At 36.8% G+C, this 20,115-nt stretch carries 19 protein-coding genes, 1 tRNA gene and 1 riboswitch; of the genes, 15 read left to right on the top strand and 5 right to left on the bottom strand.

The window, feature by feature from the left end; all coding sequences use genetic code 11:
- Positions 1 to 2: 2 nt before the first annotated feature.
- The 4 genes from ACMCNP_RS00530 (at position 3) to ACMCNP_RS00515 (ending at position 2,958) form a co-directional block, all read left to right on the top strand.
- The gene (locus ACMCNP_RS00530; RefSeq protein ID WP_419312345.1) at positions 3 to 983 is read left to right on the top strand and encodes a hypothetical protein; all 981 of its coding nucleotides are present in this window, start codon (positions 3 to 5) and stop codon (positions 981 to 983) included.
- Positions 984 to 1,001: 18 nt separating this feature from the next.
- The gene (locus ACMCNP_RS00525) at positions 1,002 to 1,646 is read left to right on the top strand and encodes a hypothetical protein (RefSeq protein WP_419312342.1); all 645 of its coding nucleotides are present in this window, start codon (positions 1,002 to 1,004) and stop codon (positions 1,644 to 1,646) included.
- Positions 1,633 to 2,208, top strand: a complete 576-nt coding sequence (locus tag ACMCNP_RS00520) for a lytic transglycosylase domain-containing protein (RefSeq protein ID WP_419312339.1) — start codon at positions 1,633 to 1,635, stop codon at positions 2,206 to 2,208. Before ACMCNP_RS00525 ends, ACMCNP_RS00520 begins: the two co-directional genes overlap by 14 nt.
- 180 nt (positions 2,209 to 2,388) lie before the next feature.
- A complete protein-coding gene (locus ACMCNP_RS00515) occupies positions 2,389 to 2,958 on the top strand; it encodes a nitroreductase family protein (RefSeq protein ID WP_419312336.1) in 570 nt (189 codons plus the stop codon).
- Between the two features lie 30 nt (positions 2,959 to 2,988).
- On the opposite strand, the gene ACMCNP_RS00510 is transcribed toward ACMCNP_RS00515, so the two are convergent.
- Positions 2,989 to 3,876 (bottom strand): LysR family transcriptional regulator, encoded by an 888-nt coding sequence (locus tag ACMCNP_RS00510; protein WP_419312333.1) that lies wholly within the window; start codon positions 3,874 to 3,876, stop codon positions 2,989 to 2,991.
- Between the two features lie 159 nt (positions 3,877 to 4,035).
- On the opposite strand from ACMCNP_RS00510, the gene ACMCNP_RS00505 reads away from it, so the two are divergent.
- From ACMCNP_RS00505 to ACMCNP_RS00480, 6 genes are all read left to right on the top strand, one after another.
- Positions 4,036 to 4,968, top strand: a complete 933-nt coding sequence (locus ACMCNP_RS00505) for a DMT family transporter (RefSeq protein WP_419312330.1) — start codon at positions 4,036 to 4,038, stop codon at positions 4,966 to 4,968.
- A 95-nt stretch (positions 4,969 to 5,063) separates the two neighbouring features.
- Positions 5,064 to 5,798 carry a DUF4852 domain-containing protein gene (locus ACMCNP_RS00500; protein WP_419312328.1) on the top strand — a complete coding sequence of 245 codons (735 nt, stop codon included), beginning with the start codon at positions 5,064 to 5,066 and terminating at the stop codon, positions 5,796 to 5,798.
- Positions 5,799 to 5,806: 8 nt separating this feature from the next.
- A riboswitch (TPP riboswitch) is annotated at positions 5,807 to 5,928 on the top strand.
- Positions 5,929 to 6,090: 162 nt separating this feature from the next.
- Positions 6,091 to 7,164, top strand: a complete 1,074-nt coding sequence (cofH, locus tag ACMCNP_RS00495; protein WP_419312325.1) for a 5-amino-6-(D-ribitylamino)uracil--L-tyrosine 4-hydroxyphenyl transferase CofH — start codon at positions 6,091 to 6,093, stop codon at positions 7,162 to 7,164.
- 15 nt (positions 7,165 to 7,179) lie between these two features.
- Entirely contained in the window at positions 7,180 to 7,380 is a 201-nt protein-coding gene (gene thiS, locus ACMCNP_RS00490; RefSeq protein WP_419312322.1) for a sulfur carrier protein ThiS, read from the top strand.
- A 67-nt stretch (positions 7,381 to 7,447) separates the two neighbouring features.
- Positions 7,448 to 8,224, top strand: a complete 777-nt coding sequence (locus ACMCNP_RS00485) for a thiazole synthase (RefSeq protein ID WP_419314328.1) — start codon at positions 7,448 to 7,450, stop codon at positions 8,222 to 8,224.
- Positions 8,221 to 8,946 carry a pseudouridine synthase gene (locus tag ACMCNP_RS00480; protein ID WP_419312321.1) on the top strand — a complete coding sequence of 242 codons (726 nt, stop codon included), beginning with the start codon at positions 8,221 to 8,223 and terminating at the stop codon, positions 8,944 to 8,946. The genes ACMCNP_RS00485 and ACMCNP_RS00480 overlap by 4 nt, the downstream gene beginning before the upstream one ends.
- A 10-nt stretch (positions 8,947 to 8,956) precedes the next feature.
- Here ACMCNP_RS00480 and merA read toward each other — a convergent pair whose 3' ends face one another.
- The 3 genes from merA to ACMCNP_RS00465 all read right to left on the bottom strand — a co-directional run bounded on the left by merA (position 8,957) and on the right by ACMCNP_RS00465 (position 12,369).
- On the bottom strand, positions 8,957 to 10,666 hold the full coding sequence (merA, locus tag ACMCNP_RS00475) for a mercury(II) reductase (protein WP_419312318.1): 1,710 nt from the start codon (positions 10,664 to 10,666) through the stop codon (positions 8,957 to 8,959).
- Positions 10,667 to 10,798: 132 nt separating this feature from the next.
- A complete protein-coding gene (locus ACMCNP_RS00470; protein ID WP_419312315.1) occupies positions 10,799 to 11,623 on the bottom strand; it encodes a segregation and condensation protein A in 825 nt (274 codons plus the stop codon).
- Positions 11,624 to 11,646: 23 nt separating this feature from the next.
- Positions 11,647 to 12,369 carry a site-2 protease family protein gene (locus ACMCNP_RS00465; protein WP_419312313.1) on the bottom strand — a complete coding sequence of 241 codons (723 nt, stop codon included), beginning with the start codon at positions 12,367 to 12,369 and terminating at the stop codon, positions 11,647 to 11,649.
- Between the two features lie 171 nt (positions 12,370 to 12,540).
- On the opposite strand from ACMCNP_RS00465, the gene ACMCNP_RS00460 reads away from it, so the two are divergent.
- The 4 genes from ACMCNP_RS00460 (at position 12,541) to hemL (ending at position 17,944) form a co-directional block, all read left to right on the top strand.
- Positions 12,541 to 14,856: a DUF2344 domain-containing protein gene (locus ACMCNP_RS00460; RefSeq protein ID WP_419312310.1), complete on the top strand. Its 2,316-nt coding sequence runs from the start codon at positions 12,541 to 12,543 to the stop codon at positions 14,854 to 14,856.
- A 156-nt stretch (positions 14,857 to 15,012) separates the two neighbouring features.
- Complete coding sequence (locus tag ACMCNP_RS00455; RefSeq protein WP_419312308.1) at positions 15,013 to 15,483, top strand: c-type cytochrome; 471 nt, start codon at positions 15,013 to 15,015, stop codon at positions 15,481 to 15,483.
- A gap of 124 nt (positions 15,484 to 15,607) precedes the next feature.
- Positions 15,608 to 16,630 (top strand): acetylxylan esterase, encoded by a 1,023-nt coding sequence (locus ACMCNP_RS00450; protein WP_419312306.1) that lies wholly within the window; start codon positions 15,608 to 15,610, stop codon positions 16,628 to 16,630.
- A gap of 24 nt (positions 16,631 to 16,654) precedes the next feature.
- Positions 16,655 to 17,944 carry a glutamate-1-semialdehyde 2,1-aminomutase gene (gene hemL / locus ACMCNP_RS00445; protein ID WP_419312304.1) on the top strand — a complete coding sequence of 430 codons (1,290 nt, stop codon included), beginning with the start codon at positions 16,655 to 16,657 and terminating at the stop codon, positions 17,942 to 17,944.
- A 155-nt stretch (positions 17,945 to 18,099) separates the two neighbouring features.
- Here hemL and ACMCNP_RS00440 read toward each other — a convergent pair.
- Positions 18,100 to 18,175 (bottom strand) — tRNA-Ala (locus ACMCNP_RS00440).
- Between the two features lie 373 nt (positions 18,176 to 18,548).
- Between ACMCNP_RS00440 and ACMCNP_RS00435 the strand changes: the two genes are divergently transcribed.
- Positions 18,549 to 20,009: a radical SAM/SPASM domain-containing protein gene (locus ACMCNP_RS00435; RefSeq protein ID WP_419312301.1), complete on the top strand. Its 1,461-nt coding sequence runs from the start codon at positions 18,549 to 18,551 to the stop codon at positions 20,007 to 20,009.
- Positions 20,010 to 20,115: the final 106 nt, after the last annotated feature.

Below are 20,115 nucleotides of genomic sequence, written 5' to 3'. Positions count from 1 at the left end.
TGATGTTAATAATTAAATATTGCTATGTAAATGTCATATTTATATCTATTTTTTACCTTATAGTTTTTTGTATACCCGGTCTATCAGGCGCTACTGGAAACGCCATGAAATACTCCGATATCGTTAAATATGGTATTAAAAAAAAATTATGGATTCATAAATTAAAAATAGAATCGGGTATAGTCTATAAACTCAATACGGCGCAGGGCTATGTCAGCGTTATAACCCTTCCGGTGATTCCGCTGGACGTGGCGCTTGGAGATACCGGAGCGTTCTCGGAACAGATTGTGGGAAAGCAAATATTTATAAAGCCGATAACATATGACGCTGGAACTACGAGCAATCTTGAGATATTTACGAAATACGGCCTTATAAACGTACTTCTAAGGATAAGAAGCTCGAAGCTCGTCACATATAATCTTAATCTGGCGGATACGTTAAAGAATGTTTTTGCAGTCAATTACTTAAAAAATAAAATTGATAAGTTAAAAAGCGCGTTGTTAAAAAAATATACCCTGAAAATGAGATTAGTCAACGAAAAAGAGAAAAAATTAAAAAATGAAAAAAAGGAGGTTATGGATTTAATACTGCTTATAAACAGGATTAAAATAAATAAATTTGTCTCTAAGAATGGGATAACACTGACTGTAATATCTTTGAGCCGCATACGGAATATATACTATTTGCAATATCAGCTGACTAACAATAGCAATAAAGCCTTTTTCGTCAGAAATGTTTATCTTTACGACGAAAAAGGGGGGAGTTTTTTGAATGGATACGACCCGAGTAAGATTAAAGAAATAAGTATAATAAACCATACTCCGCACGATGTTGAATATATGCCCTACGAATTAATAAAAAACGTAATAATTTTTAAAGAGCAGGGACTTAAGCAGGGGGACGATCTTGAACTCTCTTTTCACGTTATCATAAGTAAAAAGTTAATTAGGCTGAGGGTAAAAGATTTTTTAATTAAAAATTAATAAAGAAAATGGAAAGTTATGACTAAAATATATCGTTTTTTAAGTTTTGCTTTAATTCTACCGATACTGTTTATGTTTTCGGGATGCACGCCTGCGCCGATTATTATGACCGCAAAAAGCGGAGTAACAGGCAGATTTCAAAGAAAATTAGAAACAAGGGTGCTAAAAATATCCCTTGGATTAAGTGGCGTTCATAATGAAAACGTTATAAGCGGTCCTGTAAAGTCGGATATGCCGTCGACAGCCGATTATTTTAAACCCTCGTTTATGGTTAAGACCTCAAGCCGTGAGTATAAGTCGGTTATTATAGATAAAACCATTGAAAGTCCGAATGGAAGATTTGTTTTGGGAATAGAGTCCATAAAATTTAAAAATATATTCGGGATTATCGATTTTTCCATAAAGAACCTCCATTCATCTACCGTGAAATATAGATTATTCCTGTTTAAAAAGACTGATAGCGGGTTCAAATTAGTGGCGTTTAAGTCCAATATCGGCGACGGAAAATATTCATATCTTGGCGGTCTCACCGAAATAAAAGGAGACGTCGTATTTCTGAAACGGCGTAAATTATCAGATTTAACACTCGAAGTGTTGATACTCACTAATAATCTCGGAAATAATTCGGTTAAGCTCTATTATGAATTTCATGAAAAAGATTAAATTTATAGCCGCTATCTTTATTATTGTCATATCTGCCAAAACGATTTTATCGATTATCCTTGTAAACGATTCATTTGGAATTAATTTCGACAAAAAGGCAATATATAAAACTATAATATTTGTTTCTAAAAAATACAAAATACCTGTGCCGTTCCTTATCGCAGTCATGAGAGTAGAAAGTAATTTCAATATCCATGCAATAAGTCCTAAGGGAGCCGTGGGGCTAATGCAGATTATGCCGAAAACAGCCGAAGCGTTAAATATAAATATTAATAATCCACTGACAAACATAATTGCCGGAGCAAAATATTTGCATTACTGCCTCAAGAAATTCGGTTATAAACCAGTTCCTGCCTTGGCATGCTATAATGCCGGACCTGATTCCGTTAGGACAGTGCATATAAAAAACCGCAAAGAGGTCGTAATTACGCTGTACAGGCAAACCGTGTCATATATCATGCGTGTGTATAAATATTATGACTACTACAGAAAAGTATTAAATAATGTGAGATCAGTGCAGAATCTGTTCTTGTGTGATAAAAAAGTTTGTTTACAACGTTAGCACTTTATGATAAATATATAGAAATTGCTCGGAGGATGATATTGTGAGAAAATATTATGATTAAAGTAGCAAGGAGGAATTTTGCCTTCAGTATGCTATATATTAATATTATAAAAATGGCATAATTAGCCGATTTTATTTAAAAATATAACTTATATAAATTTTTAAGGAGGGATAAAAATGGACGTATCGACAGCTATTGAGTCAAGGCGCGCTTACAGGTCTTTGGAAAAAATGGAAATAACCGAAGACCTTATTAGAATACTCGCTCTATCTGCATCTTTGTCGCCATCTTGTTTTAATAATCAGCCGTGGAAATTTGTATTTGTTCATAAGAATGCTGTTCTCGAGGAATTAAAAACCGCTCTTCCAAAGGGTAATGATTGGGCGCGCAATGCATCTATGATAATAGCCGTTTTATCCAAGCAAAGTGATGATTGTATTTTAGATAATAGGAAATACTATCTTTTAGATACGGGAATGGCAGTCGCTTTCCTCATCCTTAAGGTAGCCGAGCTCGGATATATTGCCCATCCTATAGCCGGCTATAATCCTGAAATAGTTAAGAAGGTTATAAAGTCTCCCGACGATATGGAAATAATAACTCTCATAATATTCGGCAAGCATAGAAAAGAAATAGATCCTGCTTTGAGCGAAAAACAAAGGCATGATGAAATTGAGCGTCCGGTCCGTAAATCATTTGACGAATATGCCTATTTCAACAAATTTAGCAATGGGACCGGGTATTAGAGTCAGTCTGAGTCTTCTGAAAAGTTGGTATTATAAATCCAAATTATTTTTTATCCACTTTTGCGTTAGTTCGACAAAAGCCGAGGTAGCAGGGGCTATATCTGAAAACGGTGTTATTGACGCAAGACCTATTCTACGCTTAAATACCGGTTTAAGCGGTAAAATTTTTACATTCGGTATATCTTGCGACAATGCCAATTTAGGTATGATAGCTATCCCCAAGCCCTCTTTAATCATGGCCAAGAGCGTTCCAATATTGCTTACTTTATATTTCCATTGCGGAGGTTTTCCCGTCGACGATTTAAATACCTCTTTTACTAAAGTCTGACAGCTGCTGTTCCATGTTACCATCATAGGATATTTAGCTAATTCCTCGATGCTGATTGATTTTTGAGCCGCCAAATCATGGGTTTCAGGTAAAACTACCATCATATCGTCGGAGATTATAGGAATAGTTTCAAGCGAATTGCATGGAAATGTGATAAATCCTATGTCTATGGTGCGGGATAAAATCCAGTCTCTTATTTCATCTTCAGTTCCCTCAAATACTTTTAAATCAATTTTGGGATACCGTAGTTTAAATAAGTACATTATTCCCGGAAGAAAATTAGTCGAAACGCTTCCAAAACTTCCAATCTTTAACTTTCCAGTTTTAAGCCCCAATGAAGCGGCAACTTCCTGCCTTATCTGCTCTATGCTTGTCGTAACCACGCGGGCATATTTCAGTACTTTAACACCTGTTTCAGTAAGACAGATTCCGTCTTTTCCCCGAAAAATAAGTTTTATGCCCAATTCGGATTCTAAATTCGATATTGAATGACTCACTCCCGGCTGCGTGATATAAAGTTCTTCCGCCGCATTAGAAAAACTTTTAAGTTCAACAACCTTAATTAAAACTGCTAATTGATTTAACGTCATTAGTTTTTACTCATATCATATATAAATATTATTCATTTTACTTATGATGACACTAAATTTATAATAGCAAAATATCTAATTAAATCAAAGAAAATAAGGTCGCGGTAATTAAAAGATAGAACGGCATAGTATTGCTTTACACTTTAATCAAAAGGAGAAATGATGAAGCATATCAATAAATTATATGTAGGCATTTTTTTGTGTTTATTGTCGGCTATAGTGTGGGGAGGAATGTTTCCGATAATGGGAATTGTCTTAAAAGTCATAGATCCTTTTTATCTCACTCTATTTAGATACGCCCCGGCATCCGTTATTTTTCTTTCCATGCTTTACTTCATTGAAGGTAAAAACTCCTTTAAATTGGAAGGCAGATGGTTTTCAGTATGGGTTTACGGATCCGTGGGCTTTGCGGGGTTCGGTTTTTTCGTGTGGTGGGGTCAGCAGATTATAGGAGGATTTCATGGAGCCATAGTGGCAGCGGCAATTATGGCAACTATGCCGTTCATGGGTGCAATTTTAAATAAATTTTTAAACAAAACAAAACTTGCTGTTTTTACGGGTTTTGCTATTTTAGCCGGATTATTCGGCGTTTTGCTCATTGTTACTCAAGGAGACATAGGCCGGCTTATGTCATTAAGGTTGAGTCTTGGAGGAGATATTCTGATTGTGGCAGGGGCTTTCTGCTGGGTTTTTTATACTATGGGCATCACGAAATTTCCAAAGTGGTCGCCTCTTAGATACACGGCCTTAACTTCTATTTTCGGCTTTTTTACGATTCTAATATTAATAATAATAATGACCTCTGTCGGGCTTTTAAGGGTTCCGGGTGTTGCCGCCGTATCGTCTGTCTGGTGGGAAATTTTATATATGATATTCATATCCGCCGTTTTAGGCGTTTTTGCGTGGAATGCGGGCAATAGAATAATTCATCCTATTAATGGAGTTCTTTTTTTAAATTTTGTTCCGGTAACTACGCTTATGATAGCAATATTAGATGATCAGTCGCTTTCCTATATAGAATATATAGGAGTATTTATAGTGATAAGCGCATTAATATTTAATAATTTATATATAAGAAAAAAAACAACATAGGAATTTGACAAATTTTGACTATTTTATTATTATTAACTAATAATCAGGTATTTAATTAAATACCTGAATAAGCTAAGCAAAGGGGGGTATTTTATATGGATAGGATAAAATTATTTATACTTATAACGATAGTGGCTATATTTAGCATTTTGTTCTTTAATCCTGTTTTTGGAAAAACGGCTTTTGCCGGCTCAGGTAGCGGAATTCATAGGGGCGTTTACGCCTCCGACCCGATTATCTATGGGCTGTATCTAAAAGCCGAAAACCTTCCTATAGGCAAAAATGATATTACGACTTATATAAAAATTGTCAATCCGGCGTTGTACGCTCACGACAGATACAATCCTTTTTTATGGAAGAAACTTTATTTAAAAGACAAGATGAGGCTGAAAAAATTAATGAATTTTATAAAATCAGTACGATATTTCAAGGAACATATAAGGGCGAATATCAGTGCTTATAATTTTAAAAAACATGGATTTTATTTAACTTATTATAGATCTGATAATCTCATAAAAAATGGAATGAGAACGCGCAGAAATATCAATTTTATCAAAATAAAAAATGGAAATATTTATTACTTGTTTCATAATTTAACAATCGTTCATAAGAATGCCGGAGAATTAAATTTTTTGAAAATGTCGGAAGAAAAGGCGGAAAATTTCATAAACGGAAGAACGGGTACCTTTGGGCATATAAAAAGGACGGTTTTTTTAGAATATTATTTCACGCCTTTAGAGGCAAAAAATAATATCTTAACGGTAAAAATAGCATATATAAAGGTTTACAATAATAAACACAAGAATTTATTGATTGGAGTCATTAAATAAGGTATAATAATCATAATCAGGGGTGCCGCTATTAGTTTGGCTGAGAGTCGAGTCGTGAATTATTTCCGGCTTACAACCCTTTGAACCTGATACGGGTAATGCCGGCGTAGGGAGGTAAGAAATTGTTAAGAACCGACAGGGCATATTTTTATCGTGCATAAAGCTGTTATCAAAATTAGGTTCGTGGGTCTTCTTTCCTTTTTCGTTCGCCGCAAAACCTCTGTAAGAGTATCTTGATTATTTTTTAAAAAACATAACACTGCCGTTATAATTATAACGGTATAATAATACGATGTTGAACCCCATACTTGAAAAGGCTTTATCCTTTAAAAGATTGAATGACGATGAACTTCTCTGTCTGCTTGAAGAAAAGGAGAATACAGAAGATATTACCCGTGCTGCAGATATGTTAAATTTAGAAATCAATTCCAATAAAGTATCGTATGTTGTAAATAGGAATATTAATTTTACAAATATATGCGGCTTAAATTGCAGGTTTTGCGGATACAAAAGGACTAAGAAATCTAAAGATGCGTTTCTATTGAATTACGACGAGATTATAGAAAAGATTTCCGAAGGTAAAAACGCTATAGGTATAGATGAAGTATGCGTGACCGGCGGCATAAATCCGGAGTTGAAGCCGGATTATTATTTTAATTTGGTTAAGGCAGTGAGAGATACCTTTCCGGATATCCATATTCACGCGTTTTCTCCTCAAGAGATATTGCAGCTTTCAACCTCTCTCGGAAAGCCTTATGCAGAGATCATATTGAAATTAGTCAAATTGGGATTAAACTCAATGCCCGGAACTGCGGCGGAGATTTTAGCGGAAGAAACAAGAAACAAGATTTGTCCTGAAAAATTAAGTAAGGCACAATGGGTTGAGATTATTAAAGCGGCACATAGTTTGGGCGTCAAAACCTCCGCGACCATTCTTTTCGGGCATATTGAAACAAATATCGATATTGTGGAACATTTAAGCCTAATAAGGCAGATCCAGGACGAAACGAGCGGATTTACGGAATTTATTGCTTTGCCGTTTATTTCTTTAAAGACCTCTCTGAGAGAAAAGGTTAACTCGACGCCGATTCCGGATAGAATATTTAAGTTTTATGCAATTTTAAGGCTTTATTTAGATAATTTTAAAAATATTCAAACAAGCTGGCCGAAAATAGGTGTTTCCGCGGCGTTAAAATCGCTTGAATGCGGGACTAACGATTTTGGAGGGACGCTTATGGAAGAAAATATCACAAAAAGTGCGGGAGGGACGTTTGGCGAGTATTTGTCTGAAAGTGAAATAATTGACCTCATCAAAACCACCGGGAGAATTCCTGTGAGAAGAGATACTTTATATAATATATATTAATATATTTAAAGACTTATGAAGATAAATATAAACGATAAAATTTTAGAAGTGAAAAATGATATTACCGTTACGGGTTTAATAGCTTTTTTTAAATTAAATGTTAAAAGTACCGCCGTAGCCGTCAATAAAGAAATAGTTCCGAGAAGCAGTTATGCGGAGTTTACGCTGAAAGAAAGAGATAAGGTAGATTTGGTGACTATTGCGCCGGGTGGTTAAATAATTAAAATAATCTGAATCTGTAAGATTATTAAAACGAAGGGAGATTAAGGAAATGAATAAAAATATGGACGGCGATATGCTGAAGATAGGCAAGTATACGTTTAAATCGCGTCTAATAATCGGAACAGGGAAGTATCCCGATTTTGCTACTATGAAAGAATCGGCAGAGGTTTCAGGGGCAGAAATCATAACGGTTGCGGTTAGACGCATAGATTTTAATGCAAAAGAAAATTTACTTTCATATATAAATCAGGACAAATTTACGCTTTTGCCTAATACGGCAGGGTGTTATACCGCGGAAGATGCGGTTAATACCTTAAGGCTTGCGAGGGAGATTGACGTTTTTAAGACCGACCTCGTAAAACTCGAAGTAATAGGCGACTCTAAAACTCTTTATCCCGACAACGAGGAATTAATAAAAGCGGCAAGGATATTGGTCAAAGAAGGTTTCACTGTTATGCCTTACATGATGGACGACCCTGTTCTCGCTAAGAAACTTGAAGATATAGGGTGCCCCGTCGTTATGCCGCTTGCTTCGCCTATCGGTTCCGGTTTGGGCATTAGAAATCCTTATAATATAAAAATAATCAAGGAAACCGTATCCGTGCCGGTTATCGTAGATGCAGGAGTAGGGACAGCGTCGGATGCTTGCAAAACAATGGAGCTTGGTGCAGACGGTATACTTATAAATACGGCGATAGCAGGCGCCGGCAACCCCGTTGGTATGGCGGTTGCTATGAAAAATGCAGTAGAGGCGGGCAGACTTGCATATCTATCCGGACGGATTCCTATGAAACTTTACGCTCAGGCTTCTACGCAAATGGAGGGAATAGTATTTTGACATTAAGGTTAAATAAGTTTTTGGCGATGAATACCGGTACTTCAAGGAGAAACGCCGACGAAATAATAAAAAGCGGCAAGGTAATTATAAACGGTGAAAAAATTAATAATCTTGCCGTGTTTGTAAATCCCGGGGACGAAGTAGTCGTAAACGGCAAGAAAATCAATTCTAAAGAAGATCAAAAAATATATATCATGCTGAACAAGCCGCAGGGTTATATTACTGCCGTGAAATCGGACGATGGATTCAGGACGGTTATGGAATTAATAAAAAGAGAGGCTTTAAAGTATAAGCATATTTTCCCAGTAGGAAGATTAGATTTTATGAGCGAGGGTTTACTTCTGTTTACTAACGACGGAGATTTTGCTTACAAATTGACTCACCCGAAATTTAACGTTACAAAGACTTACATAGTGGAAGCAAAGGGTGAATTAACCGACGACCTTTTTAACAGAATTAAAAAGGGGATTAAATTTGGAGAAGCCGGTCTTTTAAAACCCAAAAATATTAAAGTTATAAGAAAGACCCTTACAAGATTTATGCTTTCCGTCGATTTAACTAATGGTAAAAATCGCGAAATCAGAAGGCTTATGGAGTTTTTCAATCTTAAAATTACTATACTAAAAAGGGTTAGCATAGGTAAACTTTATCTTGAAGATTTACCTTCCGGACACTATCGCATATTAAATGCAGGGATAGCAGAGCTATCCCTCGGCGGTTGATATTGCGATGTTATGCGCAGCAGCTAAGTTTGCCGACATCCTTAGTAAAACTCTGAGCGGCTAATTTAAGCCCTTCCGCCATGGTGGGGTAAACGCCTATCTCCTCTCCGATTTGCTGAATCGTATAGCCGTTCTGCAGATATACGCTTGCCTGCTGAATCGTTTCCGAGGAGTTATGCGCCAACATATGCACCCCTATGACCTTGCCTGTTTTTTTATCCGCTATCATTTTTATCAAACCCTCGGTTTTAAAAATAGCCTGAGCCTTAGGGATATATTTTACCGGAAAAACGACGTCGGTTACGTCGTAGCCTTTTTTTATCGCCGCTTCTTTCGTCAAGCCTACGGAAGATACTTCCGGATCGGTAAACGTCGTATGGGCAACGTAGGAATAGTCTGCCTTTATATGCTTGCCGTGAAGCATGTTGTCAGAGGCTACTTTTCCGTCATATGCAGCCGTAGTAACCAACCTCATTAAACCGGTAACGTCGCCGCATGCGTAAATATTAGGATTGGCTGTCTTAAGCTCGTCATCGACCTTAATAAAACCCTGTGCGTATGTTTCTATGCCGACCGCTTCTAAATTTAAGTTCTTGGTATTTCCTACAATGCCGGTTGCCATTAAAAATTCATTGAACACGACTGTTTTTATACCCCCTCCCGTTTCAATATCGGCATATTTTTTTCCATTTTCTTCATCCATGTAAAGGCGTTTTATAGAAGAGTTCAGGAAAAATTCGATTCCTTCACTTTTTAAAGTTTCTAAAAGCGCCTCTGAAATTTCAGGCTCTTCATTAAGTAAAATTCTATCGGAACGTCCCACTATTATTACATTAGAACCAAACCTTTTAAACATCTGGGCAAATTCCAGAGATACCGCCCTTGTGCCTAATATTAAAAGCGTCTCGGGCAAATAATCTAAATTCAATATTTCTTCGTTCGTAAGATAGCCTATTTCTTCCAATCCGTTGATGTTTATTATCTTGTTTGTCGAACCGACGGCAACGATAAATTGATTAGAAGTAACCTTGTAAGGGTTTATATTTTTATCGTTTGGAATAATCTCGACGGAATTTTTTGACGCAAACCTTCCTTCCGCTTCGATAAACGCAATATTATTATAGCCCTTTAACACGTTGTAATATTTCATTTCTCTCAGACCGTTTAAGAGTTCGGTTTTCCTTTTTATAAGATCTCTTATGTCGATCATCGACTGTTTTGTTTCTATACCCTTAAATTTGTTACTTAAAGGCTCGTAATATATCCTTGCGGCTTCTAAGAGATGTTTTGAAGGGACACAACCCCTGTTCAGACAGGTTCCGCCGATAATCCAATTTTCGATGACGCAAACTCGTTTACCTTCGTCTGCGAATTTAATGGCCGCCGAAAAAGCGGACGAGCCTCCGCCCACGACTACTAAATCATAGTCATAATTATGTTCACTACCAGATCCTTGTTCGTCTTCTGCCTCCGTCATCCTCTCAACTTCCGTTTCTGAAATATCCGTAGTTTCATGGGCTAAAGGCGTATAGCCGGCATTTTTTATATTTTTTTTTATATCTTCTATATTTATATCGTCAACCGCTAAAATAATGCTTTCGTTCTCAGACAGTGAGGTATTTACTTCTATTACCCCTTTTACCCCGTTAACCGCCTTATTGACGGAAACAGAGCAGTGTTCGCAGGTCATTCCGGTGACATTCATCTTTATTTTTTTCATGTTAACCCCTCCAAATAATATTATATTATCATTAGACTTTAATAATGGTTTCTTGATGTTATCGATAATATAAATTATAAACCTTATACCATGCTATAAGGTCAAGTAAAATTTTATGGATTTTAAAAAAGGTCAGCTCATATTTGCAATCTTCGAGTCGTATGTCTCAAGACTGCCTGTTACCGGCGTAATTAATATTTCTCCGAATAATTGGAATTGCTCAAGGTTGGCTAAAATCAGCCTAGACATCTCGAGAAGCGCTATAAAATACGTAAACAATTCATCTTTATCGACGCAGTTTTTGACTAACCCGCTAAATGTCAGATTTTTAAACCCCTTAAACATTTCCATTATCTCTATTATCTTTTCCTTAATAGAGAAATTATCTTTCGTTACTTCGTATACGCTTATTCTATTTTGGGCTTCCGTTATTTTGTTGTAGAAATATTGCGAAAGAATAAAAATATTTGCATTGAAGGAGGCATTGCTTTTACCGGGTCTTTTTTCTGTTGGAGTCTTACTGTTTTTAAGCAGGCCTATTTCAAATACGTCTCTGCCTAAAATGGGTCTATTATTTAGAAAGAGGGCAACTTCTCTAACTTTTCGATATTCCAGAAGCATATCGGTCAGTTCGGTTCTCGGATCTGCTGTCGCATCGTCCTCGTTTCCTTCCGTTTTTTCGGTATCGTATTTCGGCAGCAACATAACGGATTTAATATAAATTAGTTGAGCCGCCATTACGATAAAGTTGCCGCCTGAATCGATGTCCAAATTGTTGGAAGTCGAAGCCACGGCGTTCTCATCAAGCCCTATTGCCTCCAAATATTGATTTGTAATTTCCGCTATAGGAATATCGTATATATTTATTTTATTCTTTTTTATAAGGCTCAAGAGGAGGTCTATGGGACCGTCGTAAACTTGGAGAGTGACATTGGGAGAAAAAGTTACAGGCCGCATGCTATATAATCCCCGTTTTTATTTCATAGGCTTAAATTTCTTAAAACTACGTTATTTATAATATAATTAAATGAAACTGTTAAAAAGTTGCCCGGATCTATAAGCAGCAGTATAAGCAACAGAATTATTCCGAAGGGCTCTAACTTGACCAAATATCCCGAAAAAGGTTCGGGTAAAAGGCTTACGGCAATTCTTCCTCCGTCTAAAGGGGGTATGGGTATTAAATTAAATACTCCGAGTATAAGATTTATCATTACGCCTATGAACAACATAAAGGTCATGGGATAAATAAAAAATTTAAGAAATAAACTACCCGAGACCGTCTGAAACATGAGATGACTTATAAAATAAGCAAGATAAAGATTCATAACCGGAAAATTTATGAGTATTACTTTTAATAATATAAAACATATGAAGGCGAGGATAAAATTAGTAATCGGACCCGCCGCAGCGACGAACCCCGTATCCCTCTTGGGGTTTCTAAGTTTGTTGAAATTGACCGGGACGGGCTTTGCGTAACCGAAGGCAAAGCCTGCAAGAAAAATTAAAATTATAGGCAGCAGAATAGTCCCGAAAGGATCTATGTGTTTTAACGGATTAAGCGTAAGTCTTCCGGCTTTCTTTGCCGTATCGTCTCCGAATACATGGGCGATATAACCATGAGATACTTCATGAAGTATTATTGCGAATAAAACCGGAATTATCGCAATTGCTATGAGCTGAACGGTATTATTAATATTATTCATAATGAGTAACATTTTACAATTATTTTATCAAATAAATCAAATGAAAAATCTTAAACCCCCGATTCTCTTTTGTTATCCCATTGTTTCTGTTAAAATATTAATTGTATAATATTTCGTATAGTACGATATGACATTACAACATTAATTCACTGAGCAATAAACAATGAGTCTATGAAAAGAAATTATGAGTTATATAAAAATCTGAACGATTCAGTTTTCCCGTTTGTTCAAAAACCGATTAGATATATCGGTTTAGAAATGGGAACTGTCGTTAAAGATATCGAAAATATACCGCTAAAATTTGCACTTGCCTTTCCGGATTTTTATGAACTCGGAATGAGCCACATAGGAATGGGGATAATATACGACATATTAAATTCCAAGGATTATATAGCGTGTGAAAGGGTTTATTTACCGTATCCGGATATGAACCTAAAGCTTAAAGAAAACAATATCCCCCTTTTTTCTTTAGAATCGTTTAAGGAAATAAAAAAATTCGATGTAATAGGTTTTTCTCTTCAATATGAACTTTCTTACACCAATATATTGCTCATGCTTGAACTGTCGGATATTCCCGTCTTTTCTAAAGACAGGGGTTTAAACGACCCGTTTGTAGGGGCGGGCGGTCCGTGTGCTTTTAATCCTCTTCCCTTAAAAGATTTTATGGATTTCTTCATAATAGGAGACGGTGAGATTACTTCGGTAGTCATATGCGATACCGTTTTAAAGGCTAAAAATGACTTCAATGCCGGTATTGTTTCGGAAAAAAACTTTAGGGCTCACGTAAAGAAAGAACTTGCTAAAATTAGAGGCGTTTACGTACCTGGATATTCTAAAAATGTAAAAAAATCAATAGTATATGATATAAATTTAAGCGGTTACATTAATAAACACATCGTTCCGCTTGTAGAGACGATTCACAACAGGCTTTGTATTGAGATAGCGAGAGGCTGTTCTTCCGGATGCCGGTTTTGTCAGGCAGGGTATATTTATAGACCCGTCAGAGAAAGAAAAAAAGGGGAAGTTATAAATGCCGTGAAGAATGGCCTGCAAGATACAGGATTGGCGGAAATATCACTGTCTTCCCTTTCTACCGGCGATTACTCCGATATCGGAGAGATACTTTCAGAACTATCCGATATTATGTCGGAAGAAAGGGTTTCCATGTCTTTTCCTTCAATGAGAATAGGTTCTTTGAGCAAAGATATTCTCGAAAAAACCGCCGAGGTTAAGAAAGCCAACTTTACCCTTGCCCCGGAGACCGGAACGCAAAGGCTCAGAAATATAATCAATAAAAATATTTCCGAAGATGACCTGCTCAAAGAGGCGACAGACCTGTTCCAAATGGGGTTTAAAAGCCTTAAACTATATTTTATGATAGGTCTGCCTTTTGAAAGAATTGCCGATTTAGACGGTATTTATAGTTTGGTTTTAAAGATAAAAAAGAGTGCAGGAGGATTAAAAATCACGGTTAACGTCAATAACTTTGTCCCGAAGCCTCATACTCCTTTTCAATGGTATCCGATGGAAAAGGAGTCGGAGCTTACTTTTAAAATTAATTATCTAAGAAAATTATTGAGGCCATTAAATATAAATTTCAGATATCAAGACCCCAAGGTTAGTTTCATAGAGGGACTTATCTCCAGGGGAGACGATTTTACCTCTAAAATCATTTATGATGCATATAAATTAGGAGCGGTTTACGACAGCGAATCTAAGTTATTAAACTATAATGCATGGATAAAGGCTTTAGAATCGGGGGGCGACAAATCCGGACGGTCTAATTTTAACGACTTGACAAATAGGTATCTATACAGCGAGAAAGACCTTGATAGCCCGTTACCATGGGATTTTATAGATATACTCGTAAATAAAGAATACTTTAAAAATGAATTTAAAAAGTCTTATGAAGAAAATTCAAAATCTATTTATTATATGAATACTAATAACTTTGAGGACAATAACAGGTCAAAACTTTTAACGAAAAATTGCAGAAAGGTCTGTTATTTGTGCGGTGTCTGCGATTTTAAAACGATAAGCCCGATTTATTCTTCTAAAATAAACAACTGCGGCAGTCAGGCATCAAACGAAACGGTCAACCGTATAGGAGGGAATATAGGATGCAGCGATAACGGCAATATCAGCGGTGCCTTAGAACCTTTTTACGAATTGAATTTAAGATACTCCAAGAAGGGCGACATGAAATATTTAGGACATTTAGAAACCGGAAAAATATTATTAAAGGCATTTAGAATAGTTAAACTCCCAATTGTATACGGAAAATCCAAATTTAGTTCTAAGCCTAAAATAAGTTTTTCCAATCCTATTCCGTTTATGAGCGAAAGTGAAAACCTATATGTAAAGGTGAAAGTGAGAAGAGATACTGCTATAGGCGGTTTAGGCGAATTAATGGAAAATATGAACCACTTCTTGCCGGACGGCATAACGGTTTTAGAGATATCAAAAATTGACCGTATTCGACATTGACGATGGTTTGAATCTTAGCTGTATTGCCTTATCAAATTGATGTTTGGCATTTATTCCCTATTATGTTTTTTGACTTGACAAAAATTTTAAATAAATATTATCATGTACTTATATTTTATTTAAAATTTTATTTTTAATTCTATGGAGGATGAGAAATTGAAGGTATTTAAAACGAAAAAAAGGTTAGCCACGTTACTCACAGTATTATCTTTAGTCGTTATCAGCTTTGCTCTTTACGGATGTGCCAAAAAATCTACGCCGTCCACATCCGTCAAAAAAAAGACCGTTGCTCCGGCTAAAGCCGTCGTTAAAGCTAAAAAAACGTCGAGTAAAGTCGTTGTTGCAAAATCTACCCCCAAATCTACTCTGAAAACAAAAAATTTAGAACCTGCGGCAATGAAAATTATTAAAGATCAAAGCTGTATGAGCTGTCACGTTATAAACGGCAAAGGCGGCTCTATAGGTCCTAATCTTTCCAAAGAAGGGACTAAGGGTCATTCTATTCATTGGTTGGAAGTTCAGATTAATACACCGAAGGTTCATTCTCCGAATACGATGATGCCTAATCACAATCTTAATCCGGTGCAGTTAGAAACCGTTGCGGAGTATCTCGACTCTCTGAAATAAAGAAAAAGTGAAACGACAATCTACTCGACAGTATGAATCTCAATAGGTATTTAATTGGACATTCTTTTTGAATCTATTCAGAAAGGATGTCCAATTAACATCAACTTATATCAAGTCGTAATTTATGCATGCTAATAAAAGCAATATTGTATTAATAGCAGTATCTTTTGTCGTAATTTTCGTAGCCGGTATATTCCTTTATACATATATTGTTTCCGTTCCTAAAATCCGTAAAAACATTGCCGTTACGAGATATCGAAGGTTTAAAAGGTTCTGGCGCGGTATGTACGATAACCTCAATGAAAAAAGGGTCATATATACTTTGAAACCGCTTTACGACGACAAAATAGATAAAATAGAGACCTATAATTTGACCTTAAATTCTTATGACGGGTTGAGACTTAAGGGCTATTTTTCAATTCCTTACGGCGTTGCAGGAAAAAAGTATCCGGGGGTGCTTTTATTGCACGGTTACAGTTCATATGGAACGCCCGGATGGGCGCATTTTTTTGCAATGAGGGGTTATGGCGCTCTTTCCATCGATTTAAGGGGGCACGGAAGAAGCAGGGCAGTTTATAATCCCGGTTTTCCAGGGCTTATGACCGACGGCATTTTACATGTAAGAACTTTCTCCATGGTTAAGATTATAATGGATTCGCTTATGTCGTTAAAATTTTTAGAGCATTTTAAAAAAATAAACCATAAACTTATATTTGTTACGGGGGGTAGTATGGGCGGCGGGTTGTCCCTGATAGATGCCGCTATGGATCGTCACGTCGTTGCCTCCGCCGCTGATGTTCCGTTTTTAAGCGATATTCCCGTGCAAATGCCGCTCGCCAAAATGGGTCCCTATATGGAGGTCAAAGCATTTCTAAAAAAGCATAAGGATGATAAAGCCGCCGTTATGAGGTCGCTTTATTATGTCGATACTAAGCATTTTGTAAACCGTATTAAATCTCCCGTTCTAATGGGAGTTGGGCTTAAAGATGAAGACTGTCCTCCTGAAGGCAGTCTTGCCGTATATAAACTTATTAAATCTAAAAAGCAGCTATTCATCGCAAAAAACAGCGGCCATGTCGTCCTACCCGGATGGAACGAAGAGGTATTCAAATTTTTTGCCCCGTATATATCGAAATCTATAAAGTAAAACTAAAATAAAGAGGAAGATTTTATGAAAAACACAAGGAGTCTAAATATATTAAGACAAGCCGAAATCTTAATGCCGGGCGGCGTCAATAGTCCCGTTAGGGCTTTTAAATCAGTCGGATTATCGCCTTTGATAATAAAGAAAGCACACGAGAGTAAAATTTACGACGTTGACGAAAACGAATATATCGACTATGTCATGTCTTACGGTCCCATGTTGCTTGGACACGGTGATGCTCGCGTAATAAAGGCTATTTCGGATACGGCAAAAAATGGATTCGGTTTTGGAGCAACGACGGAAACGGAGGTCGAACTTGCCGGTTTAGTCAACAAATATTTTCCCTCAATGGAGATGATAAGACTTGTAAATTCCGGAACTGAAGCCGTAATGAGCGCAATCAGGCTTGCAAGGGGTTTTACGAAAAGGGATAAAATTATAAAATTCGAGGGATGTTATCATGGTCATTCCGATTCTATGCTTGTAAAGGCCGGTTCCGGAGCGCTAACGACATCCATACCTTCAAGCGCCGGTATCCCAGTAAATTCCTCTTTGGATACCCTCGTTGCTGTTTATAACGATTTAGAAACCGTCAAAGATTTATTTCTTAATCACAAGAGAGAGGTGGCCGCGGTCATAATAGAGCCGGTAGCTGCAAACATGGGGGTAGTTTTGCCTAAGGACGGTTTTTTGGAGGGCTTAATGGACCTGTGCCACGAAAACGATTCGCTTATAATTTTCGATGAGGTCATAACTGGTTTCAGGGTGTCCCATAGCGGAGCACAGGGCTTGTTCGGTCTAAAACCGGATATAACATGCCTCGGCAAAATAATAGGCGGTGGGCTTCCGATAGGCGCTTTCGGCGGAAGGAGAGATATAATGGAATATCTTTCTCCTATTGGTCCGGTTTACCAGGCAGGAACGCTTTCCGGTAATCCTATATGTGTAGCAGCCGGCATAGCTACCATAAAAGCAATAGAAGAAGACGACGCGGTATCTAAAGCCAATGAAGCATCGCAATATCTGATTAAAAATTTAAAAGACGAGATTAAGGGTTTTGACGATAAAATTACGATGAACGGCATAGCGTCTCTGCTCACCATATTTTTTAAGGGAAGAGATGTCAATAATTTTAGAGACGTAATGAAGTCGGATGCAATTTTATTTAAGAAATTTTTCGGTATAATGCTAAACGAGGGAATATTTATTGCTCCTTCTCAATATGAAGCTATGTTTTTAAGTTCCAAACATAGCAAGCACGATATAGACAAAACCGTTCTCGCTATAAAGAAAGCGATAAAAGAAGTTTTATGTTGAATAGTTATCTGCCGTCGTTAACGACTTTTATGTCGGCAATGGATTGAATATAATAAAGAATAAAACGAGGCTATTTAATATTCTGCGTATAAGATATATTCAATTTTAAAAGACTTGTTCGTTCTGCGGAACGGCTTATTTTCTACTGCCTTAAATGGTGGAGGGTATGGGATTCGAACCCACGACCTACGCCATGCGAAGACGCCACTCTACCAACTGAGCTAACCCCCCGTTTTCAAAACCGTCTGTTCATGTAAAACAAATATTATTATCGCAAATAATCTATAAAAAAGCAAATATAATAATCGGTCGTTTTAAAACAACCGATTATCCCGTTTTTTCTACTTTACCTCGGTACAGTGCTACGTTTCTTGACTTTTTCCATTATAGTGATAAACTACAAAAAGCTATTATTTCATAATTTAAGTTAATATAGTAGTGAGGACTTATTTTTTTTGGCATTTTATACGTTACATAAAAAGGAGGTGCTGTTGGAGAATATTAAAACGATGGTGCGGATATTAAAAGTGTAAAATGACATTCTACCGACCGCGCCTGGAAGTTCTGAAAAATAATTTTGTATCAATAAGGAGGCCTACAAATTATGGAATTATCGGTTATGAGAGAAAGGGTTAAAAGCGCTGTCGTAAAACGCACTCTTTATCTGGCAGGTAACTATATAGTGCCTAAGCTAAACGATGAGATGATAGTTAAGATTTCTGATAAGTTAAATCATTTCAAAGCGCCCGCCGGAAAGATTTTTTTCGACCATATTTTTGTCAATTTAAAAAGAAAACTTCCATACCTTTCTAAAAACGTCAGGAAAGGGATATTCGATAATTTTATCTCTAATTTTTTACTGCTTAGCGGGGAAAGGAGGAGAAAATTTATCGATAAAAATGGTTTTTATCCGCCCCTTTTTTATGTTATTAGCCCGTCAATGCGTTGCAATCTGAAATGTTACGGGTGTTATTCCGCTAACTATGCAAGAAAAGATAAGCTTTCATATGAAAAAATCAATCAAATCATTGACGAAGGTAAAAGCTTCGGAATATTTTTTTATACTATTTCCGGCGGGGAGCCTTTTATAAGAAAAGACCTTATAAGCATATTCGAAAGAAATAAAGACTGTTTTTTTCAGATTTACACGAACAGTTCTTTAATAGACGGCAAAATGGCGGAAAAGCTTTCGAAGTTGGGCAATGTTTTTCCATGCATAAGCGTCGAGGGTTTTGAAGACGAAACTGACGAAAGAAGAGGAAAGGGTCATTTTAAAAAGGTCGTTTCGGCCATGAATTACCTTAAGGACAACGGAGTGCTTTTTGGTTTTTCCGCCACGGCGACGAGGTTTAATAATGAGGTAATTGTTAGTGACGAGTTTATAGATTTCTACATTAAACAGGGGTGTTTTCTTGGGTGGTATTTTAATTATATACCTATCGGACGAGAGCCGGATATCGGTCTTATGCCGACGCCGGAACAGCGAAATTTCAGAAGAAAAAGGGTGGCGGAGATAAGAGAGACTAAACCGATAGTAGTCGGGGACTTCTGGAATGACGGGGTTCTCTCTCACGGCTGTCTTTCGGGCGGACGTGTTTATGTTCACGTAAATGCTGAAGGCGGGGTAGAGCCGTGTGTATTTGCCCAGTTTGCAGCGGACAATATATTTGATAAATCTATGGAGGAAATCCTTAATTCGATGTATTTTAAGTCTATAAGGAAAGAACAGATGAATAATAGAAACAGGCTCCGTCCATGTATGATAATAGATTACCCTGAAATTCTAAGAAAGGTCGTAGCAGAAGGCGGTGCTAAGGCTACGCAGGAGGGGGGTGAGTCTATAATAACCGAACTCAAAGATAAAATGGACGAGTATTCCCAAAATTACGGAAAGATTGCCGACGAAGCTTGGAAAGAAGAATTCGGCAACGGTAAATTCTTTTATACTCATGACGGTAAAAAGGTTGAATTAAACGAGGACGATTATTATAGAAGATCCTTTTATCCATTAAAAGGAGGGCATAAAAAAGAAAAAACCGAGAGCAAAATACATAAGGGGATTTAAATAATATTTTGGGTTTTAGAAAAAAGGGCGGAAATTAAATTCTGCCCTTTTTTCTTTTTTATATTAGCCTTTTATGTTTACATTCGATGCGGTTTTTCCGTATATT

The sequence above is a fragment of the Candidatus Acidulodesulfobacterium sp. H_13 genome (assembly GCF_048541835.1).
Classification (GTDB): domain Bacteria; phylum SZUA-79; class SZUA-79; order Acidulodesulfobacterales; family Acidulodesulfobacteraceae; genus QIJE01.
The sequence above is the reverse complement of the archived record's forward strand: the minus strand, read 5'-3'. Positions and strand labels throughout refer to the sequence as shown.